Source organism: Maribacter sp. UH1 (assembly GCF_056839145.1).
On sequence record NZ_CM166387.1, the window covers coordinates 1,653,556 to 1,678,289 of the forward strand.

The window sequence follows — 24,734 nt, forward strand, 5'->3', positions numbered from 1 at the left end:
GCTTAAAATTTGCAAACTTAAGACGCAAAACTACTAAATATTTTTAGTGTGTTTGTATCCATTTCGTTAACTCTCTACCTCTATTAAAATAGGACAGTGATCACTATGTTTTGCTTCTGATAAAATTACAGATCTAGACAACCTGTCTTTTAATGTGGAAGCCACCATAGCATAATCTAAACGCCAACCCTTGTTATTATTTCTGGCATTGGCTCTATAGCTCCACCATGTATAATTATCCGGTTCAGAATTAAACTCTCTAAAACTATCTATAAATCCGCTTTTCATGAAATCTCCTATCCATTCCCGTTCTACAGGTAAAAATCCCGATACGTTTTTTAATCCCACAGGATTATGAATATCTATGGCTTCATGACAAATATTATAATCCCCTAAAACTATTAGATTAGGATTTGTCTTTTTAAGGGTATTGGCATACTCTTGAAAATCTGCCATATATGTAAGTTTAAAATCTAATCGCTCCATATTAGTACCTGAGGGCAAATACATACTCATAATGGAGATATCTCCAAAATCTGCACGAATATTTCTTCCCTCAAAATCCATATACGCTATACCTGTACCAAAAACTACGTTGTCTGGCTGGGTCTTAGAAAGTATAGCGACACCACTATATCCTTTCTTTTGAGCACTATACCAATAATTATACTTGTAACCCGCTTCTTCAAATAAAGAAAGATCAAGTTGGTCCTCGTTGGCCTTAATTTCTTGTAGACAAACTACATCTGGAGATACGGTTCCCAACCAATCCAAAAAACCCTTTCTTATCGCTGCCCTAATTCCATTTACATTATAAGATATGATCTTCATCTCTATTCATTTTGGCTTAAAAATAAAAAAGAGTTAAAGATTAAAGGTGCATACTTTCCATTAAAATCATAATTTCACAGCTTTAAAAATATATTTGCATTTTAAAACGCTTCTCATGAACAAGTTTATTTTTTCTGCTCTTTTAGTATTCATTACAACTTCTTCTTTTTCACAAGCCTATTATAATGATGAAAATAGCCATGAAGTGAAGTTGAACATTGGTCAATTCCTAGTAACCACTACTGTTGAATTTGGTTATGAATATTACATAAACGAAGATACAAGTATTGGAGGAACACTATATTTTGATGGAAAGTCAACTGATTATAATGGTAATTTTGGAATAGGACCTAACTTAAGAGCTTATTTTGGTTACGGACCAAAAAGTGGTCTTTTTGCTGAAGTGTTCGGTCTTTATTACACAGGCGAAGATGATGAGGACACTGCAAACCTAGGGAATAGAAACTATGATTACTCTACCATAGCACTTGGTCTTGGCGGTGGATATAAATGGGCAACTAGAAGTCAAAAATTCACTATTGAATTAAATGGAGGACTGGGAAGAAACATTAATCCAGAAGATTTTCAAGATGACTTTATGTTCAGAGCCGGATTATCTTTAGGTTACCGCTTTTAATGGGTATTTTTGAGGTTTAACCACCTATGAAGAGAATATTTCAACTATCACTAATAATATTAGTTACTACCTTAAATCTTTCTGCTCAAAATACTATCAAAAATGATAGTATCACCCAATTGAACGAAGTAATTGTTGTAGATACGCTAACGGCTAAAAATGCTATTGGCATTATACCCTCACAAACTATTGGCGCTACTACATTTGCCAATTATAGTCCTGTAGACTTCATTAGCTCCATTAATCAAGTTTCCGGTCTTTATGCTTTATCTGGAGCACTGAATACCAATAGAATAACAATTAGAGGTGTTGGTTCTAGAACATTATACGGTACAGACAAACTGAGACTTTACTACAACAACATTCCCATTACAAACGGAACAGGCTCGTCAACCATAGAAGCTTTTGATTTGGAAAACCTTACTTCAATTGAAGTTATTAAAGGACCGAAAGGAACAGGATTTGGAACTAATTTAGGTGGGTCAATTATCTTAAACACGAAACAAACAAGTAACCAACCTACCAAGTTTACCAATAATACTACTGTAGGTTCTTACGGACTATTTAAAAACAGTTTAGGATTTACACATTCACAAGAAGATTTTTATATGACCTTTCAATATGGTCATATGGAAATAGATGGATACCGAGAAAACAATAGATTTGAGCGTGACGGATTTCTTCTTAACACCATTTTCAAACTTTCAGAAAAAAGTGAAGTAGGACTTTTGGTAAATCATATTGATTACTCGGCTCAAATAGCCAGCTCTATAAGTCAAGAAGATTTCGATGAAGACCCTACTCAAGCCGCTTTTACTTGGAGGTCATCCAAAGGATACGAAGACAACAACTATAGCCTTATAGGACTTTCTCACACCTATTATGCAAATGCTAATTTAAAAAATACCACTAGCCTGTTCTATACTTATTTAGACCATTATGAGCCTGCACCATTCAATATATTAGATGAATACACTAATGGTTACGGTTTTAGAACATTGTTTTCTGGCACTTTAAATATTTCAGAAAATGCCATTTCCTACACTTTTGGTGGTGAGCTATACAAAGATGAATATTCATGGGGAACTTTTGATAACCTATATCAAGAAAATAATGGTAATGGAAGCTTGCAAGGAGAAAGACTTTCTCAAAATAAAGAATTTAGAAACCAACTAAATGGTTTTGCTACGGCATCCTATTCTTTTACAGATAAACTTACAGCTCAATTAGGGTTAAATATCAATAAAACTCAATATGACTATAGAGATATTTTCAACACAGGTGAAAGCAATACTAGTGCCAATAGAGATTTTAATACATTATTCTTACCAAGCTTAGATGTTAATTATACTATTACTCCAACAAACCAACTGTATGCAAATATTAGCCGCGGATTTTCAAATCCTAGTTTAGAAGAAACACTAACCCCTGACGGAATCATAAATCCTGACATTCTTCAAGAGACAGGCACTAACTATGAATTAGGCATCGTACATAAAAGTAAAGACGAAAAACTAAAGTTGGAAGTCGCTGCTTATATTATGCCAATTAAAAATCTTTTGGTTGCCAAGCGTGTTGGAGATAACCAATATATAGGGCGCAATGCCGGCAAGACCAAACATCAAGGTATTGATTTAGATTGGAGCTACCGCATTAACCTAACCGATAAAATTTTGTTTACTCCATTTATAAGTTACACTTATAGTAACCATAAATTCGTTGATTTCACAGATGAAGAAGCCGATGAAGATTATTCTGAAAACGCTCTAACCGGAGTACCTAAAAACAAAATAAATTCAGGAATTCAAACTAATTTTGGAAATGGTTTGTTTGTAAATATCACCCATCAATTTGTAGATGAAATTCCTTTAACAGATGCAAATTCCCTTTACAGCGATTCCTTCAACTTATTAAATATTAAAGCAGGTTATAAAAAACAAATTACAGATAAATTACGTGTAGGTTTGGATTTTGGAATCAACAACCTCACGGATAAAAAGTATGCACAGTCTGTATTAATTAACGCTACCGGATTTGGAGGAAATGCCCCAAGGTATTTCTACCCTGGGAACTCTATTAATTATTACGGTAGTGTAAAGTTGCACTACACTCTATAATCTATTCCATTTTCTTTAACCACGTTTTCATATCTACAGCATTATGAATGATACCATTCAACGCTGATATAGCAACACGCTCCTGCTCCATAGAATCTCTATGTCTAATAGTAACAGTTTGATCTTCTAAAGTTTGGTGATCAACGGTAATACAGAAAGGAGTACCATTGGCATCTTGTCTTCTGTAACGTCTACCTACAGCATCTTTTTCATCATAAACCACATTAAAGTCCCATTTAAGATCATCTATAATTTGGTGTGCAATTTCAGGTAAACCATCCTTTTTAAGTAAAGGTAAAATAGCAGCTTTTACAGGTGCTAAAACAGCCGGTAGCTTAAGTACTGTTCTGGTAGTGTTATTCTCCAATTCTTCCTCTTGAAGCGAGTTAGAGAATACCGCTAGAAACATTCTATCCAAACCAATAGAAGTTTCTAAGACGTAAGGCACATAGTTTCTATTTACTTCATGGTCAAAATACTGTAATTTTTTACCAGAGAATTTCTCATGACTGCTTAAATCAAAATCTGTACGAGAATGAATTCCTTCTAACTCTTTAAATCCGAATGGAAAACGAAATTCTATATCTGATGCAGCATCTGCGTAGTGTGCCAGTTTCTCATGATCATGAAAACGATAGTTGTCCTGACCTAAACCAAGAGACAAGTGCCACTTCATTCTTTTTTCTTTCCAAACCTCATACCATTCTTTCTGTGTACCTGGTTGAATAAAGAATTGCATTTCCATCTGTTCAAACTCACGCATTCTAAATATGAACTGTCTTGCTACAATTTCATTTCTAAAAGCCTTACCGGTCTGGGCAATTCCAAAAGGAAGCTTCATACGACCAGATTTCTGAACATTTAAGAAGTTTACAAAAATACCCTGTGCAGTTTCAGGTCTTAGATATAAATCCATTGCACTTTCTGCATTAGCACCTAATTTGGTGCCGAACATTAAATTGAACTGCTTAACATCTGTCCAGTTCTTAGAACCAGACATTGGGCATGCGATATCCAATTCTTCAATAAGTGCTTTTACATCGGCTAAATCTTCATTCTGTAAAGATTTACCCAATCTGCTCAAGATGGTTTTTCCCTGTTCCTGATAATCAACTACACGCTGATTGGTCTGTAAAAACTGTTCTTTATCAAAAGCGTCTCCAAAACGTTTTGCAGCTTTTTTGACCTCCTTTTCAATTTTAGCATCAATTTTAGCGACATAGTCTTCAACTAAAACATCTGCTCTATATCTTTTTTTAGAATCTTTATTATCTATTAACGGATCATTAAAAGCATCTATATGCCCAGAAGCTTTCCACGTTAATGGGTGCATAAAAATTGCAGCGTCTAACCCAACAATATTCTCATTGAGCTGTACCATTGCTTTCCACCAATAGTCTCGTATATTCTTTTTAAGTTCAACACCATTTTGACCGTAATCATAAATAGCACTTAAACCATCATAAATTTCACTAGATTGAAATACATATCCGTATTCCTTTGCGTGAGAAATTACACGCTTAAAATCATCTTCTTGCTTTGCCATGTGGCAAAAATAGAACAATAGCCCAAAAAAAAAATAATTATTTCAATTCAAATTCAGAAGAAGTAATTAAACGCTCATCTTCAAATACATTCAATGTATAAATACCCTCCATCAAAGAACCTTCTGGTATGGTAATAGACTCACATAAAGACTGGTCTAAACCTGTGAAAACAAATTCGACTCTTTTACTATAAACATTACCGTTTACGGTAATAGTATTGGCATTATCTTCAACAATTTGTTTGTTAGGGTCTAAAAACTGTAGATAAATTACTTTCTCATTATCAGCTTCACTCTCATCAGCCAATACGGTTACACAGCCTCTTAGTTTCTCAATAATAGATGCCTTATTTGTTTTAGTTGGCCTAGTTCCTCGAATTAACCTAAAACCACTACCTTCAGAATTGGCCATTTTTAAATAGCTCTTCGTTTTCAATTTCTGATTAAGTTCTAGAATTTTTCTTCTTTGTAAAGCTTCTGCCTCAGCTAAAGAATTACTATTTGCCCTTAGGTTTTCAATTTGCTTACGAGACTCGTCATACTTATCTGTAAGTAACATATTATTGTAACGTAAAAAGTTGTTCTTTAGAAGTAAACTATCATTTTTGGATTCTAACCTACGTAATTCGGTTTTGAATTCCCTTAACTTTTGAACAGTAAAATTCAACCTGCCTACAGAATCTAAAAGCTCTTGTACTTTAAATTTAGAATCTTGTAATTCAATTTCGTTCATTTCACTTTTAGCAGACAAACGATCCACATCAGCCTTCATAATAGTAAGATCTCTTACCAAAATTTCTTTTTCTTGCTCTAAAAAGTCAATTTGAGCATTTGACTGGGCATAACTATAGTAGAACGCAATTAATAACGCTAAAAGAACCGCAACAAATGCTGCCAGTATTATTTTATAATTGAATTTATTATCTTGACTGTCCATTTAAAAAGCGGGCTGTAGGTTGTTTAATCTGTAAAATTTGATGAAAAACAGAATTTCAAATATACTAAAGGATGTTACCAACATACTGCTACCCATATCATGTTTTGGATGTAATGCACGATTATATAGAGGAGAGGTGCTTCTCTGTACATCTTGCCGACATCAATTACCACTTACCGAGTACACCTTTAACGATGAAAATGCGGTTGACCGTATTTTTTATGGTCGAATTAACATAAAAAAAGCAAATTCATTCTTATTCTTTACCGAAATTGGAATCGTAAAAAACCTCATACATTTTTTAAAATATAAGAATCAAGAAGGTATAGGGCAATTTTTAGGTGATTGGCACGGTCAAATATTAAAGGAGCAAGGCCATCTGCCAAAAATTGACTTTGTAATCCCCGTCCCTTTACATCGAAAAAAACTTAAAAAAAGAGGTTATAACCAAGTAGCGCTTTTTGCAAAGCAAATTGCTTTTCATATCAATGCCAAATACAATGATGATTTTTTGGTAAAAACCGCTAATACAAAAACACAAACCAAAAAAAATAGACTAAGCAGATGGTATGACAATAGATCTTTATATGAAATTAAAAATGGAGAAGCGCTAGCCAACAAAACCATACTTTTAGTTGACGATGTAATCACTACTGGCGCTACTATGGAAATTTGCGCTAACACTTTTAAAGATATTGAAGGTGTTGAGATTTATATCTCTAGTATGGCAGTTGTTCCATAGAATTAGTTTTCTATAAAATATGTTGTTTCTTTGCGGTCGATAAACACACTAATGGGCAGAAAAATTCTAGGTTTTATATTTATTTTTGTCATTGTACTGGTTTCTTACCAATGTGCGCAAAGAGGTACGCCAACAGGCGGACCAAAAGATATTACACCCCCAGAATTAACAAGAGCAGAGCCACCTAATTTAACAACTAATTTCAAAGGGCAAAAGATTAGATTGTACTTTAATGAATTGGTGAAGTTAAACGATATTCAAAAACAGCTTATCATTTCTCCACCATTAAAAAATTCTCCTGTGCTTTCTCCTATTGGAAACGCCAATAAATATGTAGAAATCACCATTAAAGATACACTGGAACCTAATACTACATATACTTTCAACTTTGGTCAAGGTATTGTTGACAACAACGAAGAAAATCCAAATTCTTTTTTTACCTATGTTTTCTCCACTGGCGATTATATTGATTCACTAGAACTTACGGGAGTTGTAAAAGATGCTTTTAATAAAAAAGCAGATGATTTTATCAGTGTAATGCTCTATAAAATAGACAGCACTTATAATGACTCTACTGTTTATAAAAGACCACCAAATTACATTACAAATACCTTAGATAGTGCGGTAATATTTAAACTGAAGAATTTAAAGGAAGGTAAATACGCTTTATTCGGTATTAAAGATGCATCCAGTAATAATTTATTTGATCAAAAAACAGATAAAATAGGTTTTGTAGAAGACACTATAAATTTACCAACAGATTCAATATATCTTTTAAATCTTTTTAAAGAAGTACAGGATTACGGTGTTGCGGTACCTAGTATGGAGGCGAGCAATAGAATAAGCTTTGGATATTATGGCAAAGGTGACGACATTAAAATTGAAACTATTACCGAAATACCAGATACCGTTAGAACCATAATTTTAAAAGAAAGAGAAAAAGACACCTTAAACTTTTGGTTTACACCTTATGAGATGGACTCCTTACTCTTTACAATTACCAACGAAAATTTAAAAATCCAAGACACATTTAAGGTAAAGAACAGAAAAGTTGAGTTTGATTCCCTGAAAATCTCTATGAACCAGAATGGAAATATAGAAATGGACAAGCCCATTAATCTTCTCAGCAATACGCCATTAGTAGCCTATGACAGTACTAAAATAAAATTAATGGATAAAGATTCTGTAGAAGTAGCTTATGATTTAAAGCTGGACACTTTAAAAAATCTTTTAAATTTTGATTTTAAAATAAATCCTGACCAAAATTATAGAATGGAATTAATACCGGGAGCGGTAACAGATTTTTTTGAAACTAGTAATGATTCTGTAGCCTTTTCCTTTAGAACCAAAGGTCTTGCTGATTATGGTAATTTAACTTTAAATGTAAATGGCAATAATATTGTTTATCCAATAATTGTGCAATTAACCAATGAAAAAGGCGATTTGCAACGCGAAATTTACTCTACAGAATCGCAAGCTTACGTTTTCGATAATCTAAGTCCGGGCAAATATCAAGCACGCGTTATTTTTGATATGAACGGAAATGGCGAATGGGATACCGGTAGCTTTTTAGACAAAAAACAACCAGAAAAAATAAGTTATTATCCTACTTTAATAGAATTACGTGCTAACTGGGAAAAAATTGAGACTTTTAATTTGATAGATTAAACTCATCTCTATCATTTAAAAAACGAAGTTTCTCTCTTATAAGATCAACTTTATTTTTAGAAATTTCAACTATTGAAATCCCTTCATTTTTAGAAAGTAAAACTAATTCCCCAAGAGGGTCATATACACATGAGTGTCCTGGATATTTATGCCCAACCTCATCTTCACCAATACGATTTACTCCTATACAATACACCATATTTTCAATAGCCCTAGCTTTTAAAAGAGTGTCCCAAGCATTGATTCTTGGCGTTGGCCAATTTGCGGTATATAACAATACATCAAAATTTTCTGTATTTCTACTCCACACAGGAAAACGGAGATCATAACAAACTAAAGGACAAATAGAAAAACCTTTATAATTCACTATCAACCTTTGTGTACCAGCTGTATACTCTTTATCCTCTCCTGCTAAAGTAAATGTATGACGCTTATCATAACTTTCGTAATCACCACTGGGTTTTACAAAAAAAAGTCTATTATAATACTTATCATCGTCTTTAAATATTATACTACCCACTATAGCGCTATTGTGATCGGCAGCCATTTTTTTCATCCAATCTAATGTTATAAACCCTTCATTTTCATGAATATTACCAGGTGACATGGTAAAACCGGTAGTAAACATTTCTGGCAGAACTATAATATCAACCGGATCAACAATCTGAACAATTTTATTACCGAACATCTCTCTATTAGCAACAGGGTTCTCCCAATGTAATGCAGATTGAATTAAGGCAATATTTAGACTATTATTTTGATTCTCCTTCATACCCTATTCCAACATATCAATAAAAGCACTTAACCCCTGGGTTTGGGCATGATCCAATGCACTGTTTCCTCTATTATCTTTTATTGTTTTATCCGCACCATTGGCTATTAACAATTTTGCAATCTCTAAACGATTAAATTGTGCAGCATAAATTAGACAAGTTGCACCCATTGCATTACGTTCGTTTAGCTGTGCTTTTTTTTCAATCAACAGCTTAGCAATATCCGTATACCCTTTAAAGCAAACACCCATTAATGCTGTATTACCAGATGCATCTACCGCATCAATTTTTGCACCTTTATCAAGAAGCAATATTGCAATATCCTTTTCATCATAATATGTAGCCAAAATTAATGGTGTTGAGCCTCTGGCATCTTTACTATTGACAAGCACAGGATTTTTTTCTAACATCGACTTTACTTCATTAATACTACCTTCTCTTATTACTTTGAAAAAAAACTCGTTCATAGTCTTATTATTTTAAACATTCTTTTAAAGTAGAAGTATTTTCTTACTTAGTAACTATTTTTCCTACTTTAAAAGAAATACGTACCTTTAATTCTAAATCAATAACTTTTGAAAACATTAGCCGTTGACTTTCTTTTAAAAGAGTCCCCCAATGCAATTGCTATCGTCGATACTAAGTTAAACTATATTAGCTACTCTAACCAGTGGCAAGAAAAATTTAGTTTAAGCAAAACCGATAACGTCAATAATAATTTATTTGACAGTATAATTGAAACTCCCATTTTTTTCAAAAATGCAGTTAATTATGGTGTAGAAGGAAAAGAGCATACTAATCATGGTCAAAAATTTATATTACCAAACGGTAAATTACAATGGCTAAAATGGAAAATTATACCTTCTACAATTGAGCGTCACGGTTTTGACGGAGCTATTATTTTTTTAGAAGATATTACAGTTGAACAGAAAGAAATAGAATTACTACACAAAGCTGAAGAAGTTGCAAGAATTGGTTGCTGGGAACTTGATTTACTGAACAACACAGTATACTGGACAAAAACAACAAAAGATATTCATGAAGTAAATCATGACTTTGTTCCTAATTTAGAGGAAGGAATAAACTTTTATAAAGAGGGAATTTATAGAGATAAAATTTCTTATTTAGTAAGTACCGCAATTGCAGAAGGAAAACCTTTTGACACGGAGCTGATAATAGTCACTGCCAAAGGAAATGAAGTATGGGTATGTGCAAAAGGCGAAGTTGAAATGTTACATGGAAAAGCTATTAGGCTCGTTGGTACTTTTCAAGATATAGATGAGCGAAAGAAAATTGAAATAGCTCATCAACAGATTTCTGAACGATTAAAAATTACCACCCAAACTGCACAAATTGGAACTTGGAATTATGATTTAATTTCGAACGACCTTAAGTGGGATAATGAAATGTACCGAATTTTTGATGTGAAGGAAAACCAATTTTCCGGAGCTTTTGAGGCTTGGTCATCAACAGTACATCCTGATGATAAACATAGAGCAATATTGGCAACCAAAGAAGCCATTGACGGAATTAAGGATTTTGATGAAGAATTTAGAATAGTACTTCAAAACGGTTCTATTAGGCATATTAAAGGCTTATCTAAAACTATTAATGGTATAAATGGAAAGCCTATTAAGATGACAGGGGCTAATTGGGATATTACGGAATTACGTAGTACAGAATTCAAATTAGCCAGAAGTACAAAATCATTTACAGAAACATTTGAACATTCTGCAATAGGTATGGCATTGGTAAGTCCTGATCTTAAGTGGTTAAAAGTCAACAAAAGTTTATGCCAAAGTTTAGGATACTCCGAAGAAGAGCTATTAAAAATAAATTCCACTGACATTACTCATCCAGATGACCTATTAGGTAGTCATTCTTATAAAAACAAAGTTATTGAAGGTGATAAAGTAAATTTACAATTTCAAAAAAGATACTTTCATAAAAATGGCCATATTGTTCATGCAGTTATAGGAGCAACTCCTGTAAAAGACATTAATGGTAATTTAAGTCATGTAATTACCCAATTTCTTGATATTACCAGTAGAATTGAATCGCAAAATAAGCTTGAAACATTAGTAGAAGTCACTAAAAGCCAAAATGAAAGTCTTACTAATTTTGCACATATTGTATCTCACAATTTACGTTCGCATTCCACAAATATGACCATGCTGACCAAGTTCTTAAACGAGGAAGAAGATGAAGACGAGCGTAAAAATTTGAATAGAATGATTACCAGTGCCACAGAAAGCCTATCTGAAACCATTGCACATTTAAACGACGTGGTACAGGTGAAGACCGGGGCTCTTGAAAATCTACAAAGTATCAGTATTTTAAATACTATTAATCAAATAACAAAAAGTATTAATGGATTACTTGAAGAGCAAAAAGCAACTTTAACAATAGATATTTCCAAATCGCATTTTGTTAATGCAGTCCCAGCTTATTTAGAAAGCATCTTTCTAAACATCCTTACAAATGCCCTAAAATATAGTTCACCAAAACGCACCCCATCAATTGAAATAAAATCTAGAATAAAAAAGGATAATATTCTTATCACTTTTACCGATAATGGCCAGGGAATAGATTTAAATAAACATGGTGATAAAATTTTTGGTATGTACAAAACTTTTCACAAGCACAAAGATGCGAAGGGTATTGGTCTTTTTATAACAAAAAACCAAATAGAAGCTATGAGCGGTATCATTAGTATTGAAAGTACTGTAGATATTGGTACCACCATTTTAATTGAACTTAAACAGAGCTAAACTAGAATTTATTATGAAAAAAGTTGAAACTTGCTGTATTATAGATGACGACCCTATATTTGTATATGGAACCAAAAGGATTATAAAAGAAGTAGATTTTGCGAAATCTATAATTGTATATAACAATGGACAAGATGCTCTGGACGGACTCATGAAAATTTGCATAGCCAATGAACCCTTGCCAGACGTCATATTTTTAGACCTTAATATGCCTATATTAAACGGCTGGCAGTTTTTAGATGAGTTTAAGGACTGCAGAAGTCCAAAGTCAAAAAAAATTGTAATCTATATTATCAGTTCTTCTGTAGACCCAAGAGATTTAGAACGGGTTAAAAACTACAAACAAGTAGATACCTATATTCTAAAACCCATTACCCCAGATGATTTAGCTAAAATATTAGGCGCCACAGTAGAAAGTTGATTCTATTTAAGTCCAGTATTTCCAAAGAGGACTAATTGATAATAAACCTCTAAATCTTATTATCATCAAATGTTAACGATTAGTAAATTACCCCAGCGCAAGCTTGTAAAATATTAATTAAAAGTCCAACTAAGATTTCGACGTAACCGTCTAAGTATTTAAATGTCGATTATCGAGTAAATTATATAACTTAGTCAAGTATAATTGATTATAAACCTGATGACCCAAAATCTAATTAAGGTTTACTTTTGAAATAATTTAAAATGAGTATATTTTCTAGCTGTTGTATTGTTGATGACGACGAATTTTTTTCGCTTAGCACTAAGAATATTTTAAAGCATCATAACTTCAGTGATAATATTCTATATTATACAGGTGGACAAGAGGCACTTGACGGACTTATTGGGTTACTGGTTGAAAACATTAAATTACCCGATATCATCTTTTTAGATTTAAATATGCCCAACCGAGACGGTTGGTCTTTTCTAGAAGAATTTGAAGAACTTCCTGAAGATAAAATAGAGCACATTAAAATTTATATTACCAGTTCTTTCATCAGCCCTAAATACATGGAAAAAGCCAAAGACTACAAATTGGTTAAAGATTATATCGTGAAACCTTTGACCGAAAGCGCCGTTCAAAAAATTATCGATTCAAAGGAAACTGTGTAATTTTATCTTAAACCAGGATTAAAATCCAACGGCGCTTTTTGCGGCTCGTTTATGGTGCCCTCAGCACCAGTATCATTGTAAATTAACCATTCCGCTGAATTAAAAATAGCATTGTTAATATCTACTTCTATTTTTCTAACAGCCCTTCCATCTTCAAATTCGTGGTTGGTATTGCTACCATCTTCACCAATTATTCCAAAAATATCCACAACAGAACCAAAGGGATCTACTAAAACAAGATTATCATCTCCATTAGAATCTGCCGGTGAATTTGTGCCTACTGCAACATCAGCATCAAAGCCATATATATTTTCAAACTCTTCTGAATTGGGAGAAATTATTAAGAAACCTCTACCAGGTATTTCATATTCAGACAAATCTATGCTTGAACTAATGGCAGTGTTATCATTAGTGTAACGTTCCAAACTCCACCCATTTAAAGATAGACTTTCTTCTGATGCGTTATAAAGCTCTACAAACCTTGCCCCAGCGTTATTATCTGGGTCAGCAATCTCAGATATAAAAATTGACGGTGAAGTAAATTCATCTATAAAATCTTCACACCGTTCTTGTTCAAATTTAAGGTCATTTACGCCACGGATGATTAGCTGATATTGATTATTATCTTTAGTCAACAACCCTGTAGCGGTACCCATTTTGTCTGGTAAACTTTCTGATTGAAAATCTGCATATCCACTGTTTAGCATAACCAATTCATTATCCATACAATCCACAAGGGTACGCAATGTTTCCTCTTCCTTAACAGCAAAAGTCTTCCCTAGTTCTTCTTGCTTAATTTCCACGCTGTTTATTACTACTAGAGTATTTAACATAGCATCGTTTAATCCTGAAATAACAGCTAAAGTAGGCTCTATTCCATTAATTGGCTCACAAGAAACCAAAACATGGTCAAAAACAACATTTTTAGGCAACCTACCAACACTACGATTCCCAAAAGAGGTAAATACACCGCCAATTTTATATATATCATTAGATTTACCTAAATACAATCCTTTTAGTTTTATGATAATTTGCTGACCTACGTCAAAGAACAAATGAGAATCCCTTAATTCTAACTCAATCTCCATTCCTTCCGATGGGTTACTAGACTCATCTTGAAAATATATAATATTAAAAAAGTTACCTTCTTTTTCAGAAGATATTACGTAGCCTTTTATAACCAAGTCTTCCTGAATTTGAAAAGTATCACCATTATACATATTCTTTAATTCTGATATGGTTATGAAGGTAAAATCTGAAGCTGAACATTCTAGTTCTGGTGCATCAAAATCCCTATTCTTTACACATGAGAAAAGCATGACAACAATAATAATTAGAAAGTATTTGTTACTCTTAAAATTCATATAGATTACTTCATTTTTAAAAACTAAATGCAAAATTTAAAAAATAGGTTCTACCGAAACCATACCAATACTTAGGCGCTAAAGACGGATTACCACTTAAATTATCTTGCTTTAGCTGACCATAATTTCCATTTCTACTCTGCTCGTAACCACCCGTTCTAAAAGTGGTATCAAAAAGATTATTAACACTTGCAAAAACACTTATATACTTCCCTTTCTTAAGCCACGACTTACCGCCTACCATATTCAATAAATAAAAATTATCCAGTGGTTTTTGCTTTAGTAATTTTTGAACATTTTCATCTGTTGCATCAGGGAACCTTAGTTGGGTTTCTGGATCAATTAAAAAACTCTGGGTTCTGGTTATCGTAGAAATATTGGCATAATTATTACCCAAGTAATTTGCCGAGGCACTTACCCACCAATATTTTGGATCTCTATATTCTATACCTACCGCAATTGCTTTCTGCGGACCTTGCGCTAACTTATACCCTTTAACTGCAGATTGCCCTAAAAACTTAGAACCTGAAATGTCAATTAAATCTTCGGCTGCACCTGCTGTATCAAAATTAATTGTCACAAATGGGTTACTTGCATATTCATGTTTTGCCACAGAGCCAACTAATGATAATTTTACAGCGCTAGATACTTGGTATTCCAAACCAAGTTCAACACCCATATGTAATTTATCTAAATCAGTGAGTACTTCTTGTACGAAATCTGAGCCAACACCCGAATCAACGAAGAAGAAATTGACATCGGTGGTATTTTGAAAACGAGTATAAAACCCTGTAAATCTGCCCGTTAATTTTGGCATTCTAAGAAAGTAGTTAGCATCTACACTAGTAATGGTTTCGCTTTGTAAATTGGGAACTACAGTATTGTTCTCCCTAGGGTTTATAAATACATTTTGTAACACAGGCGCTTTATTTATAATCGCGGCATTGACAGAAACCCAATGCCTACCTGTTATTGTATAAGATGCGCCTGATTTTAATGACCAATTTGAAAATTTGACCATTTCGCTCTTACCTAGTGAGTTGTCTATAAATCGTTCATTTTTAAATAAACCTTCTCTTTGATAATCAACTAAAGTATACTTACCAGCAACAAATACCTTTACTTTATTATAATGGGCATTTAACTGAGTATAGACATCGCTATTACTACCGTTTAAATCATAATTATAATTAAAGATTTCTCCCTCTAGTTTATTAGTTTCAGTTGAAACATCATTTAAAGTTTCTGAAAACGTATCTATATCACGATGAAACTCCGCCCCTAACAAATCATTTATTCGAGCATAGTTTTTAGAATTTAACTGCCTGTGAGTTACACCCATATCCAGTCTTAAATGACTATCAATATTTATATTTGCGGTAGCCCTTGCAGTAATCTGATTATCTTTTGTGGTATCATCGTACAGTACGTAAGCCGCTTCTCCGTTTTGACTTATACTAGTATTTGCCTTGTATATATTTTCCCAATCTAATTGAGGGTTTTCTATAAAGCCTTCTTCCGCTTGAATAGCACTTTCAAAATTGGCTCCTATAGGCGAATTCAAATTATGTAAAGTTTGACATAACTTTTTTTATGTAAAGTATTTTATTATGCAAAGACTTGGTCTTAAAGTGCATTTAAGCAAGGTTTTTAATAAAAAAAAGTTGAGATAATTTATCTGGTTTATCGTAGAAACGAATGCATCTAATTGTTAGAAGAGAATTCCATTTTTAATGTAATTCTCTTCTTATTATAGAAATACTTATCGTATTAAAATTTGCACGAGAAAAAATATACCGGAAATTGAATCAGAGTTTTAAATTTTTACTTCATAAAAGTGAAAAATTCTACTAAATCTATCTCAAAATAAATACAAAGACGATGTAAAGTAGTTACAGAAATATTGGATTTACCTGCTTCAATTCGTGAAATATGGACACCAGTCTCATTATACACTTCCTCTTGAGTAACACCTTTTTGAAATCTAAGTGTTTTTAATCTGTTGGAAATTTTTAAAAGTAATTTGTCGTTACGTATATGACCCTTCATAGAATTATGAAAAGTCAGAAGAAATAGTCATTTTTGTAATGACATATATGTCATTATATTTATTATGGATTTAGAAGGATTCAAATATGAAATTATTGTATCAAATAAAGCAACTGAAAGCTTGCTTGTCAATATTATAAAATACTGGACATATGATAACAATACATTTACATACCCAATTAACGAAGACATTTCAAACGATGGTATATCGTTAGCAATAATTCAAAATATTCTTAAAAACTCAAAGTGTCTTTTAACTTTTAAAAATTGCATACTTTGTTATTCCTCTTTAACAATTACAGTAATTAATCGTAAAGATTTCTTAGATTTTATAGCATTATATCCTCGAATATGTCCAAACTGCAAAAAATTCTCGCCTAATTATAGTGACTTCCACTTAAAAGATGAATCCTTAGATGAAATTATAAGAAGTTTGTCTATAGATGAAATTAAAGTACTAAAAGGTATTATCCAGTTAAGAAGGAAAGATTTAATATACCGGCACATTTTCAACAATGATATTTCAGACTCTAATGTTTGGAATATTATAAATGGGCTTCAACGAAAGGGGTTAATCTGGATAGAAAGAGAAGATAATTGGAAAATTAAATCTTTTAATTTTAGTTCCAAAATTCAATATATTATAAAAAAGGAATGAAACTCATACAAACGAAAACGTCCTTTTTTTAAAAAATTTTAATTGGTATTCTCTGACAGGCGCTTGTTTTACTTTTAATATTTTTACTGTAAACTCATTAAATCCTTAAGTTAATTCCACCTTATTCATCCAATAACTAAACTTTTATCTATAACCAAAGAATACCTACAAATGAAGCTGATTTTCATAAACATTCTTTGAGTAAAATGAAGAGAGATATTCTTAAAGAATTAAATATCATCTAGTGCCATACTACCTCTTATTTATTTAATAAAATATAACTAATATACATTGATCTAGTCATTGATTAATTTTGTCTTTGTACTTAAGTAAAAACTTCTCAATACATATCTTAATGCTAACTTCTGCTCTGGGTTAATTAATGAATCCCTTAATTTCTCATAATCTGAGTCAAGCGAGTTAATTGAAATTTCACTTACCTCGCTAAAAATCTCAATCTTAACATTTAATCCTTCCGCTATTCTTTTGATCATTTTAGCTGTAGGTAAATTTTGCCCTTTTTCATATCTAGTAACCTGTGCTTGATTAATACCACATCTATTGGCAAGTTCAGACTGAGTCATATTCCGTTCCTTCCGAAGCCCTCTCAATTTATGCCCAAAATATTCTCTAGATATCATAAAATCATCTGTTTATGTAATTTATATTGTATACTTATATAATCTATGGATATAATATATAATAATCCTATATTTTTTCAAAAATTCAATCCCTTTGACCTAAAATTATATAATAATCCTATAAATGCAATTTCCAAAAAAATAAAAAATAAAAAAATTCCTCTTTATTACAATTTACAATTTAAAGCCTTGAATCACCTTGAAAATATGTCATTAATAATGTGCTTAATATAAAATTTTAATATGAATGAGAAGTTCGAAAAATTCAATTCCCTAACTCATGACGCATCAAATTTTATGCGTCACAAACTTAAATTCTCTGAGTCAGGTATTTATAAATATAATTTGATTTGGAAAAAAGTACGTAAATACATCATTGATAATAATCATGAAGAACTTAATCAAGAAGTAGGCGATTTATTTATTGCTCATTTCTTTAATGATAAAGATTATGACCCTAGGTCAAAATATACTCAAAATTACATAAGAATAATTAAATATCTAATTGAATACAAGGAGAACTCTAGAATGACTTTGCGAAAGGGCTTAGGGAATAAATTACCAAAGTTTGAAGGAGCAATCGGTGAAATAATAATTGATTTTATTAATAAACTACATAGAGAGAAGCTATCTATTGGAAATATCAGAACCCACTCTCGACACTTATTTAATTTTCAGCAACTATGTAAGCAACATAATTTAAATTCTCCAGAAAAAATTGACTTTCAATTTATTACAATCTATTTGAATCAAATAGAAAAAACATCTCATTCTACAACTGCAACTATTACTGGCATAATAAGAAAATTTACAAGTTATCTTTTTGAAATGAATATCATTAAAAAAAATATTTCAAAAAGAATACCAAGTGTTAAAAAGATAAAAGGAGAAAAATTACTATCAACATACAGCGAAAAAGAAGTTCTTAAAATTTTAAAAACTATTAATCGTTCAACAGCAATAGGTAAACGAAACTACGCAATCACCTTAATATTAGTAAAATATGGATTAAGAGCATCAGATGTTGCTAAACTATCTTTAGATGAAATTCTCTGGGAGAAACAATTAATATCATTCAATCAAAACAAAACTCTTGAAAATCTTACATTACCCTTGACTTCGGATGTAGGTAATGCTATTATAGACTATTTAAAATTTGGACGACCACAATGCGATTCTAGATCAATCTTTATTACTAATACTCCTCCTTACAGTAACACAATGACAAATTCAGGGATTTATCAAATTATTTCAGGTTTGATTAGAACATCCGGAGTAAAAGTTAATAATAGAAAAATAGGACCACATGCTTTACGACATAGTTTGGCTTCACGCATGTTCGAAAAAAGCACTCCGTTACATACAATTACTCAAGTACTTGGACACAAAAGTTTAGAATCAAAGAAGGCATACATGCACATCGACCTTAAATCTATGCAAAAATGCATTTTAAATGTATCACCTGTTAACAAAAATTTCTATGAACAAGGAGGAGGGAAATTCTACGAATAAATTATTTACAAGTGTATATGGTAAACATATTTCGGAATATATTAAACTAAAACGTCAACTTGGATATAAATATGAAGCTGCCGAATCCCATTTGTATAGAATTGACAAATTTGCAACGGAAACAAAGGAAAAAGGACCAGGTATCTCCTACGACTTCTGTAATAAATGGGCGAAATATGCACCAAATGAAAGTGATAAAGCAAAATATATAAGAATACTCTATCTAAAAAAACTTGCAGACTATTTAGACATATTAGATATAGAAACTTTCATACCAAAATTACCCAATTATAAAAAATCTACGTTTAATCCTTTTATTTTTTCGCCAGATGAGATTACAAGACTATTCACTATCTGTGATAATCTAGAGTTTACTCGAAAAGGTAATAATGTTAATTTATTCTCTATACCATTATTATTTAGAGTTTTATACGCTACGGGTATTAGAAGAGGTGAGGCTCTTTCACTACTGGAAGAAAATGTTAATATTAAAAATAAGACCCTTAATGTAACAGATTCTAAAAATGGATCTCAAAGGTTAATTCCAATTTCAGACACATTAGCTCAACAGTGCAAAATATATTTAAATTATAAGAAATACTTACCTCAAAAAACAAAAGATTCAAATTACTTTTTTGTTGGCATCTTAGGAGAACCATTACAAGGAAGCACCGTATACGAATGGTTTAAAATATGTATTACAATAATGAGAATGCAACCAAAAGGTATAGATGGAAATCCTCGGATACATGATCTTAGACATACATTTGCTGTAACTTCCATAGTAAACATGACCAACCAAGGATATGATTTTAATTCTTGTTTTCCTATACTATCCATATACTTGGGACATTCAACTTTAAAATCTACCGAAAACTATATTAGATTAACTACAAAAATGTATCCTGAAGTTTTAAAGAAATTGGATACAACATTTACTGATATATTTCCAAAAAAATAATTATGAAACCAACCGATTTCTCTGAAACAATATCTAATTTTTTACATAATTACCTAAAAAATGAAAGAGGTTATTCAAGAAATACCGTAAAAAGTTATCGAGATACATGGAAGCTCTTGATTAGCTTTATGAATGACAAGAAGAATATCAAAGTTGAAAAACTTAGAATTAAGCATTTAACAAAAGAAACAGTTTTAGAATTTCTATATTTTATCGAATTTGAAAGAAATTGCTCGATTCAAACAAGGAATGTCAGGCTAGCTGCTATCAAATCATATTTATCTTATATACAATATATTGATATAGAGAATCTTCATGAAACACAAAAAATTCAATCTATAAAAAGTAAAAAATTTCAATCAAAACTTGTTGAATACTTGAGCATAGATGCAATTAAAGAACTATTGAAACAACCTGACTTATCAACAAAAAAAGGTATAAGAGATCTTGCCTTGCTTTCTCTTTTATATGAATCAGGTGCACGAGTACAAGAAATAATTGACTTAACGCCTTCTATGATAGATTTTAAAAAACCGTATTCAATCCAGATTATAGGTAAAGGTAATCAAACCAGAAATGTGCCAATTGTAGAGACTCAAATAAAAAATCTAAAGCATTATATGAATATTTTGAAAATAGATAAAAATGAGGCACACCATCCATTATTTTATAATTGTCAAAAAGAACAATTCTCCAGTCAAGGCATAAGAGTTATACTTGAAAGAAATATCATCCAAGCGCGAAAAAATACTAATGTTATCTTTCCAAAAAATGTTTCACCACATACTATTAGACATAGTAGAGCGGTACACCTTTTGTCATTTGGTGTTCCATTATATATCATAAGAGATATTCTTGGACATTCTTCAGTTATTACCACAGAAAAATATGCAAAAGTAGAAATGACAGCTAAAAGAAAAGCTATTGAAAAAGCTAATAAAAATGTAAGCCCTACAGAAACTTCGAAATGGTTAGACGATTCAAATCTTTTAACCTGGCTTAATGAATTGTAAAATTAATATACTTCCAGTATAGAATTTTAAAATAAATTTGATGAAATGATTTTTTTGTGGTGAGTAAACTATCGTCTGACACCTTTGAATATTGGAGTTTCACTAGAATTTCCAATAGTTTATTGATAGGAATGGTCAATTAAACTCTTTAAAAGACTTTAGGTTATGTGTAATTATAAATACCTTTTTATAGTCTTTAAAAGCAATATTTAAAGTTCGAATAAAGGTGGGATTAAATGTACCAAGTTCAATTAAGTCGAAACAGGTTTTTTTGAACGTTAGAATAAAATGTAGTGCCGAAAAAGGTTCCTTTTACGATACTACGTGTTCTAAACAAATTACATCCCAACTACATTTGCAATCCAGTTGCATTGGAAATCGTCTATCTTTGCATTGTGAAATTTATAGCGGTCATACTATCCTTATATTTTTTGGCACTCAACGTAGTGCCCTGTGGCGATGATGCTCAAATTTCCGATTCATCAACAACCGAGTTTCAAGTGGGTTTGGACCATAATCAAAATCACGGTGAGTGCGAACTTTGCTCACCATTTTGTCAATGCCATTGCTGTCATTCGCACACCATTGTTTTTGATTTGGATATTTTTGAGCCTATCGAACCTAAGGTCATACAAGAAAGTTTTTCCCATTTTGAAAGCGTAAGCGAAGACCCGGTATTTACCCTCTTTCAACCTCCCAAGATTATTGGCTAATTACATATGCGATGACATCATCGCCCTCCAAAAAAATTAGTCAATTAAAATCAAATTACTATGATTAAATATGCAATAAGCCTTTGGCTTATGCTCATTTGCTGTGCATTCGGTTATGCACAGAATACTCTGAAAATCAATATTTTTACAGCAGAAGAAAAAGAACCTTTATTCGGGGCGACCATTTACATTGAGAGTCTGGATAAGGGAGTGACTACCGATTTTGATGGTATAGCCTTATTAGAGGATGTACCCGATGGTCAATACAATCTCCAAATCTCGTACTTGGGCTTCGAGACTTTGGAAGCCAATATTGTTGTACCTACAGGAGACGATTGGGTATTTTATTTGAAAGAAAGCGCAAACGCTTTAGATGAAGTGGTAGTACGGTCCTCAAGAAGCACCCGAACCATACAAAGGATACCGACCCGAATAGAGTATATCGGGGTTGAGGAATTAGGGGAAAAAGCGATAATGAACCCAACTAATATTTCCATGGTACTTCGTGAAAGTACGGGAATCCAGATGCAACAGACTTCGTTGAGTAGTGCCAACACCAATATTCGGATACAGGGTTTGGACGGTCGTTACACCCAGCTCCTTCGAGATGGTTTTCCGCTCTACGGTGGTTTTTCAAGCGGCTTGAGTATCCTACAAATACCACCGTTAGATTTGAGACAGTTTGAAATTATAAAGGGAAGTTCTTCCACGTTGTACGGTGGTGGAGCCATTGCAGGTTTGGTCAATATGGTGTCCAAAACCCCTAATGAAGAACCTGAACTGGATATCATGCTTACCCAGACCCAAGCTTTGGGAAGTACGGGCAATGTCTTTTATAGCGAACGTAACGAAAAATGGGGATGGACACTTTACGGCTCTGGTCATTTACAAAAAGCTTTTGACCCTGAAGATGATGGATTTAGTAACCTTCCTCGTACGAGTTCTTTAAGTTTCAATCCCAAATTGTTCTATTATCCTTCTGAAAAAACTACGGTGTGGTTTGGTGTCAACGGAACGTACGATGATAGAAAAGGAGGTGATATTACGAAGATTGAGGAGGGTGAAAATGGAATCCATCAGTATACTGAAGAAAACCTTTCAAAGCGAATCAGCACACAAGCTGTATTCGAAACCCATTTGGACTCGACCCAATCCATTTCAGTCAAGAATAGCATTGCGTTTTTTGATAGAAGTCTCGAAATCCCTGACCTATCTTTCAAAGGAACGCAATGGAACACTTTTTCGGAGGCCTCATATCAGAAACAGGGCTTAACATCAGATTGGGTCTTGGGAGCTAACCTTTACACTACATCATTTGATGAAATGGAGAATCCAGTTGAACGTAATCAACGCGATATTACGTATGGACTATTCGCAAATAGTATCTATGACCTTTCGGACCGATGGATTCTTGAAACAGGTGTTCGAACAGATTATGCTGAGGATTGGGGATTCTTTCCACTCCCGAGGGTCTCCTTGCTTTACAAATCTGATACTAGTTTTTCAAGTAGGATTGGTGGTGGACTGGGATATAAAATCCCTGATATTTTTACGGAAGAAGCAGAGTTCATCAATTTCAGGGACGTACTTCCAATCGATAGGGGAACTATGAAAGCCGAACGGTCGTACGGTCTGAACCTTGATTTTAATTATCAAACAAGATTATCGGACGAGCTGGGCTTTTCGGTCAATCAATTGTTTTATTTGACCGCTATCAGAAATGGCCTATTGCTCAACTCTTTGGATAATGGCCAGTTCCAGTTTGAAAATGCGACGGGGGAAATCTTGAGCAAAGGCTCGGAGACGAATATCAAATTCACCTTCAGGGATTTTCGATGGTTCCTAAACTACGCGCTTATTAACGCGAGATTGAATTATTTACCTGGCAATCCTCAAAAACCCTTGACCGCCAAGCATAATGCGGGGAGTATTTTAATGTATGAATCCGAAAAATGGCGTATTGGGTATGAGACCTATTATACAGGGAAACAATTACTATCCAATGGAACGGAAACTACTGATTTCGTAACCATGGGGCTCTTGTTGATGCGCAACTTTAAATGGGGAAGCACATTCATTAATTTTGAAAATTTCACGGATAGGAGGCAGAGCCGATTCTCTCCTTTGGTATTGCCCCCACACGAAAATCCTACCTTTCCAGAAATCTATGCCCCCACGGACGGATTTATCTTTAGCGTAGGCCTTATTTTTAAACCATTTGGAAACGAAGACAACGATTAACTGACAATACAATGATACAAGCAGACAAATTTATGGAAGAAAAAGGGGTCCGCCCTACGGCAATGCGTTTGTTGGTCTTCCGATTCTTGGCCGAAAGCGAAACGGCCAAAACCCTATCTAACATCGAAAACGCTTTTGCAAAGGCAGATAGGACAACTTTGTACAGAACCCTAAAGACGTTCGAGGATAAAGCGATAGTCCATCAGATAGACGATGGTACGGGCATGACCAAATATGCACTATGTGAGGAAGGCTGTAATTGTGCCATCGAACAGGATTTGCACCTTCATTTCCATTGTAACAACTGTAAGGAGACGGTCTGTCTTACGGAACATAAAATTCCACATATCAATCTTCCGGACGGTTACATTGCAGAAGATGCGAATTTGGTATTGAAGGGAATCTGTGACAAATGCAGCCTGCAATAAATGCACTTCTGTTGCATGATTCCATAGTGTACCTTGCATT

At 33.0% G+C, this 24,734-nt stretch carries 23 protein-coding genes; 14 read left to right on the forward strand and 9 right to left on the reverse strand.

Annotated elements, in window-relative coordinates; genetic code table 11:
• Positions 1-66 precede the first annotated feature (66 nt).
• Positions 67-831 carry an exodeoxyribonuclease III gene (locus UH1x_RS07225; RefSeq protein WP_482625958.1) on the reverse strand — a complete coding sequence of 255 codons (765 nt, stop codon included), beginning with the start codon at positions 829-831 and terminating at the stop codon, positions 67-69.
• A 115-nt stretch (positions 832-946) separates the two neighbouring features.
• Here UH1x_RS07225 and UH1x_RS07230 point away from each other — a divergent pair, with 115 nt between their 5' ends.
• Positions 947-1,468: a hypothetical protein gene (locus tag UH1x_RS07230; RefSeq protein ID WP_482625959.1), complete on the forward strand. Its 522-nt coding sequence runs from the start codon at positions 947-949 to the stop codon at positions 1,466-1,468.
• A 26-nt stretch (positions 1,469-1,494) separates the two neighbouring features.
• Positions 1,495-3,585, forward strand: a complete 2,091-nt coding sequence (locus tag UH1x_RS07235; protein WP_482625960.1) for a TonB-dependent receptor — start codon at positions 1,495-1,497, stop codon at positions 3,583-3,585.
• A 1-nt stretch (position 3,586) separates the two neighbouring features.
• Here the strand turns inward: UH1x_RS07235 and UH1x_RS07240 are convergent, their stop codons facing one another.
• Entirely contained in the window at positions 3,587-5,131 is a 1,545-nt protein-coding gene (locus UH1x_RS07240) for a glycine--tRNA ligase (protein ID WP_482625961.1), read from the reverse strand.
• A 37-nt stretch (positions 5,132-5,168) separates the two neighbouring features.
• Positions 5,169-6,068 carry a hypothetical protein gene (locus UH1x_RS07245; protein ID WP_482625962.1) on the reverse strand — a complete coding sequence of 300 codons (900 nt, stop codon included), beginning with the start codon at positions 6,066-6,068 and terminating at the stop codon, positions 5,169-5,171.
• Between the two features lie 40 nt (positions 6,069-6,108).
• On the opposite strand from UH1x_RS07245, the gene UH1x_RS07250 reads away from it, so the two are divergent.
• Together UH1x_RS07250 and UH1x_RS07255 are read left to right on the forward strand one after the other, a co-directional pair.
• Positions 6,109-6,810 (forward strand): ComF family protein, encoded by a 702-nt coding sequence (locus tag UH1x_RS07250; RefSeq protein ID WP_482625963.1) that lies wholly within the window; start codon positions 6,109-6,111, stop codon positions 6,808-6,810.
• Positions 6,811-6,861: 51 nt separating this feature from the next.
• On the forward strand, positions 6,862-8,478 hold the full coding sequence (locus UH1x_RS07255; protein WP_482625964.1) for an Ig-like domain-containing domain: 1,617 nt from the start codon (positions 6,862-6,864) through the stop codon (positions 8,476-8,478).
• On the opposite strand, the gene UH1x_RS07260 is transcribed toward UH1x_RS07255, so the two are convergent.
• The gene (locus UH1x_RS07260) at positions 8,462-9,250 is read right to left on the reverse strand and encodes a nitrilase family protein (protein WP_482625965.1); all 789 of its coding nucleotides are present in this window, start codon (positions 9,248-9,250) and stop codon (positions 8,462-8,464) included. The genes UH1x_RS07255 and UH1x_RS07260 overlap by 17 nt on opposite strands.
• Positions 9,251-9,253: 3 nt before the next feature.
• The gene (locus tag UH1x_RS07265; protein WP_482625966.1) at positions 9,254-9,718 is read right to left on the reverse strand and encodes an ankyrin repeat domain-containing protein; all 465 of its coding nucleotides are present in this window, start codon (positions 9,716-9,718) and stop codon (positions 9,254-9,256) included.
• A gap of 108 nt (positions 9,719-9,826) precedes the next feature.
• On the opposite strand from UH1x_RS07265, the gene UH1x_RS07270 reads away from it, so the two are divergent.
• The 3 genes from UH1x_RS07270 (at position 9,827) to UH1x_RS07280 (ending at position 13,114) form a co-directional block, all read left to right on the forward strand.
• Entirely contained in the window at positions 9,827-12,022 is a 2,196-nt protein-coding gene (locus UH1x_RS07270; RefSeq protein ID WP_482625967.1) for a PAS domain-containing sensor histidine kinase, read from the forward strand.
• Between the two features lie 13 nt (positions 12,023-12,035).
• Positions 12,036-12,443, forward strand: coding sequence for a response regulator (locus tag UH1x_RS07275; RefSeq protein ID WP_482625968.1), 408 nt, complete (start codon positions 12,036-12,038; stop codon positions 12,441-12,443).
• A gap of 263 nt (positions 12,444-12,706) precedes the next feature.
• Positions 12,707-13,114, forward strand: a complete 408-nt coding sequence (locus UH1x_RS07280; RefSeq protein ID WP_482625969.1) for a response regulator — start codon at positions 12,707-12,709, stop codon at positions 13,112-13,114.
• Positions 13,115-13,116: 2 nt separating this feature from the next.
• Here UH1x_RS07280 and UH1x_RS07285 read toward each other — a convergent pair whose 3' ends face one another.
• The 3 genes from UH1x_RS07285 to UH1x_RS07295 form a co-directional block, all read right to left on the reverse strand.
• Positions 13,117-14,478 (reverse strand): DUF5689 domain-containing protein, encoded by a 1,362-nt coding sequence (locus UH1x_RS07285; protein WP_482625970.1) that lies wholly within the window; start codon positions 14,476-14,478, stop codon positions 13,117-13,119.
• A gap of 16 nt (positions 14,479-14,494) precedes the next feature.
• Positions 14,495-16,042, reverse strand: a complete 1,548-nt coding sequence (locus UH1x_RS07290; RefSeq protein WP_482625971.1) for a TonB-dependent receptor — start codon at positions 16,040-16,042, stop codon at positions 14,495-14,497.
• 260 nt (positions 16,043-16,302) lie between these two features.
• Positions 16,303-16,527 (reverse strand): helix-turn-helix domain-containing protein, encoded by a 225-nt coding sequence (locus UH1x_RS07295; RefSeq protein WP_405412214.1) that lies wholly within the window; start codon positions 16,525-16,527, stop codon positions 16,303-16,305.
• A gap of 64 nt (positions 16,528-16,591) precedes the next feature.
• Between UH1x_RS07295 and UH1x_RS07300 the strand changes: the two genes are divergently transcribed.
• Positions 16,592-17,185: a hypothetical protein gene (locus tag UH1x_RS07300; protein WP_482625972.1), complete on the forward strand. Its 594-nt coding sequence runs from the start codon at positions 16,592-16,594 to the stop codon at positions 17,183-17,185.
• Positions 17,186-17,481: 296 nt separating this feature from the next.
• On the opposite strand, the gene UH1x_RS07305 is transcribed toward UH1x_RS07300, so the two are convergent.
• The gene (locus tag UH1x_RS07305) at positions 17,482-17,826 is read right to left on the reverse strand and encodes a helix-turn-helix domain-containing protein (RefSeq protein ID WP_405412209.1); all 345 of its coding nucleotides are present in this window, start codon (positions 17,824-17,826) and stop codon (positions 17,482-17,484) included.
• Positions 17,827-18,069: 243 nt separating this feature from the next.
• Here UH1x_RS07305 and UH1x_RS07310 point away from each other — a divergent pair, with 243 nt between their 5' ends.
• The 6 genes from UH1x_RS07310 (at position 18,070) to UH1x_RS07335 (ending at position 24,694) form a co-directional block, all read left to right on the forward strand.
• Complete coding sequence (locus UH1x_RS07310; protein ID WP_482625973.1) at positions 18,070-19,338, forward strand: site-specific integrase; 1,269 nt, start codon at positions 18,070-18,072, stop codon at positions 19,336-19,338.
• Complete coding sequence (locus tag UH1x_RS07315) at positions 19,307-20,299, forward strand: tyrosine-type recombinase/integrase (RefSeq protein WP_482625974.1); 993 nt, start codon at positions 19,307-19,309, stop codon at positions 20,297-20,299. The genes UH1x_RS07310 and UH1x_RS07315 overlap by 32 nt, the downstream gene beginning before the upstream one ends.
• A 2-nt stretch (positions 20,300-20,301) precedes the next feature.
• Complete coding sequence (locus UH1x_RS07320; protein WP_405412203.1) at positions 20,302-21,312, forward strand: tyrosine-type recombinase/integrase; 1,011 nt, start codon at positions 20,302-20,304, stop codon at positions 21,310-21,312.
• Between the two features lie 395 nt (positions 21,313-21,707).
• Complete coding sequence (locus UH1x_RS07325; protein WP_446051902.1) at positions 21,708-22,025, forward strand: DUF6660 family protein; 318 nt, start codon at positions 21,708-21,710, stop codon at positions 22,023-22,025.
• 60 nt (positions 22,026-22,085) lie between these two features.
• Positions 22,086-24,266, forward strand: coding sequence for a TonB-dependent receptor (locus UH1x_RS07330; RefSeq protein WP_482625975.1), 2,181 nt, complete (start codon positions 22,086-22,088; stop codon positions 24,264-24,266).
• Positions 24,267-24,277: 11 nt separating this feature from the next.
• On the forward strand, positions 24,278-24,694 hold the full coding sequence (locus UH1x_RS07335; protein WP_482625976.1) for a Fur family transcriptional regulator: 417 nt from the start codon (positions 24,278-24,280) through the stop codon (positions 24,692-24,694).
• Positions 24,695-24,734: the final 40 nt, after the last annotated feature.

Coding starts and splice junctions, on each gene's coding strand:
- UH1x_RS07225 (WP_482625958.1), bottom strand. CDS start 831: ATGAAGATCATATCTTATAATGTAAATGGAATTAGGGCAGCGATAAGA.
- UH1x_RS07230 (WP_482625959.1), top strand. CDS start 947: ATGAACAAGTTTATTTTTTCTGCTCTTTTAGTATTCATTACAACTTCT.
- UH1x_RS07235 (WP_482625960.1), top strand. CDS start 1,495: ATGAAGAGAATATTTCAACTATCACTAATAATATTAGTTACTACCTTA.
- UH1x_RS07240 (WP_482625961.1), bottom strand. CDS start 5,131: ATGGCAAAGCAAGAAGATGATTTTAAGCGTGTAATTTCTCACGCAAAG.
- UH1x_RS07245 (WP_482625962.1), bottom strand. CDS start 6,068: ATGGACAGTCAAGATAATAAATTCAATTATAAAATAATACTGGCAGCA.
- UH1x_RS07250 (WP_482625963.1), top strand. CDS start 6,109: ATGAAAAACAGAATTTCAAATATACTAAAGGATGTTACCAACATACTG.
- UH1x_RS07255 (WP_482625964.1), top strand. CDS start 6,862: ATGGGCAGAAAAATTCTAGGTTTTATATTTATTTTTGTCATTGTACTG.
- UH1x_RS07260 (WP_482625965.1), bottom strand. CDS start 9,250: ATGAAGGAGAATCAAAATAATAGTCTAAATATTGCCTTAATTCAATCT.
- UH1x_RS07265 (WP_482625966.1), bottom strand. CDS start 9,718: ATGAACGAGTTTTTTTTCAAAGTAATAAGAGAAGGTAGTATTAATGAA.
- UH1x_RS07275 (WP_482625968.1), top strand. CDS start 12,036: ATGAAAAAAGTTGAAACTTGCTGTATTATAGATGACGACCCTATATTT.
- UH1x_RS07280 (WP_482625969.1), top strand. CDS start 12,707: ATGAGTATATTTTCTAGCTGTTGTATTGTTGATGACGACGAATTTTTT.
- UH1x_RS07285 (WP_482625970.1), bottom strand. CDS start 14,478: ATGAATTTTAAGAGTAACAAATACTTTCTAATTATTATTGTTGTCATG.
- UH1x_RS07295 (WP_405412214.1), bottom strand. CDS start 16,527: ATGAAGGGTCATATACGTAACGACAAATTACTTTTAAAAATTTCCAAC.
- UH1x_RS07300 (WP_482625972.1), top strand. CDS start 16,592: ATGGATTTAGAAGGATTCAAATATGAAATTATTGTATCAAATAAAGCA.
- UH1x_RS07305 (WP_405412209.1), bottom strand. CDS start 17,826: ATGATATCTAGAGAATATTTTGGGCATAAATTGAGAGGGCTTCGGAAG.
- UH1x_RS07310 (WP_482625973.1), top strand. CDS start 18,070: ATGAATGAGAAGTTCGAAAAATTCAATTCCCTAACTCATGACGCATCA.
- UH1x_RS07315 (WP_482625974.1), top strand. CDS start 19,307: ATGAACAAGGAGGAGGGAAATTCTACGAATAAATTATTTACAAGTGTA.
- UH1x_RS07320 (WP_405412203.1), top strand. CDS start 20,302: ATGAAACCAACCGATTTCTCTGAAACAATATCTAATTTTTTACATAAT.
- UH1x_RS07330 (WP_482625975.1), top strand. CDS start 22,086: ATGATTAAATATGCAATAAGCCTTTGGCTTATGCTCATTTGCTGTGCA.
- UH1x_RS07335 (WP_482625976.1), top strand. CDS start 24,278: ATGATACAAGCAGACAAATTTATGGAAGAAAAAGGGGTCCGCCCTACG.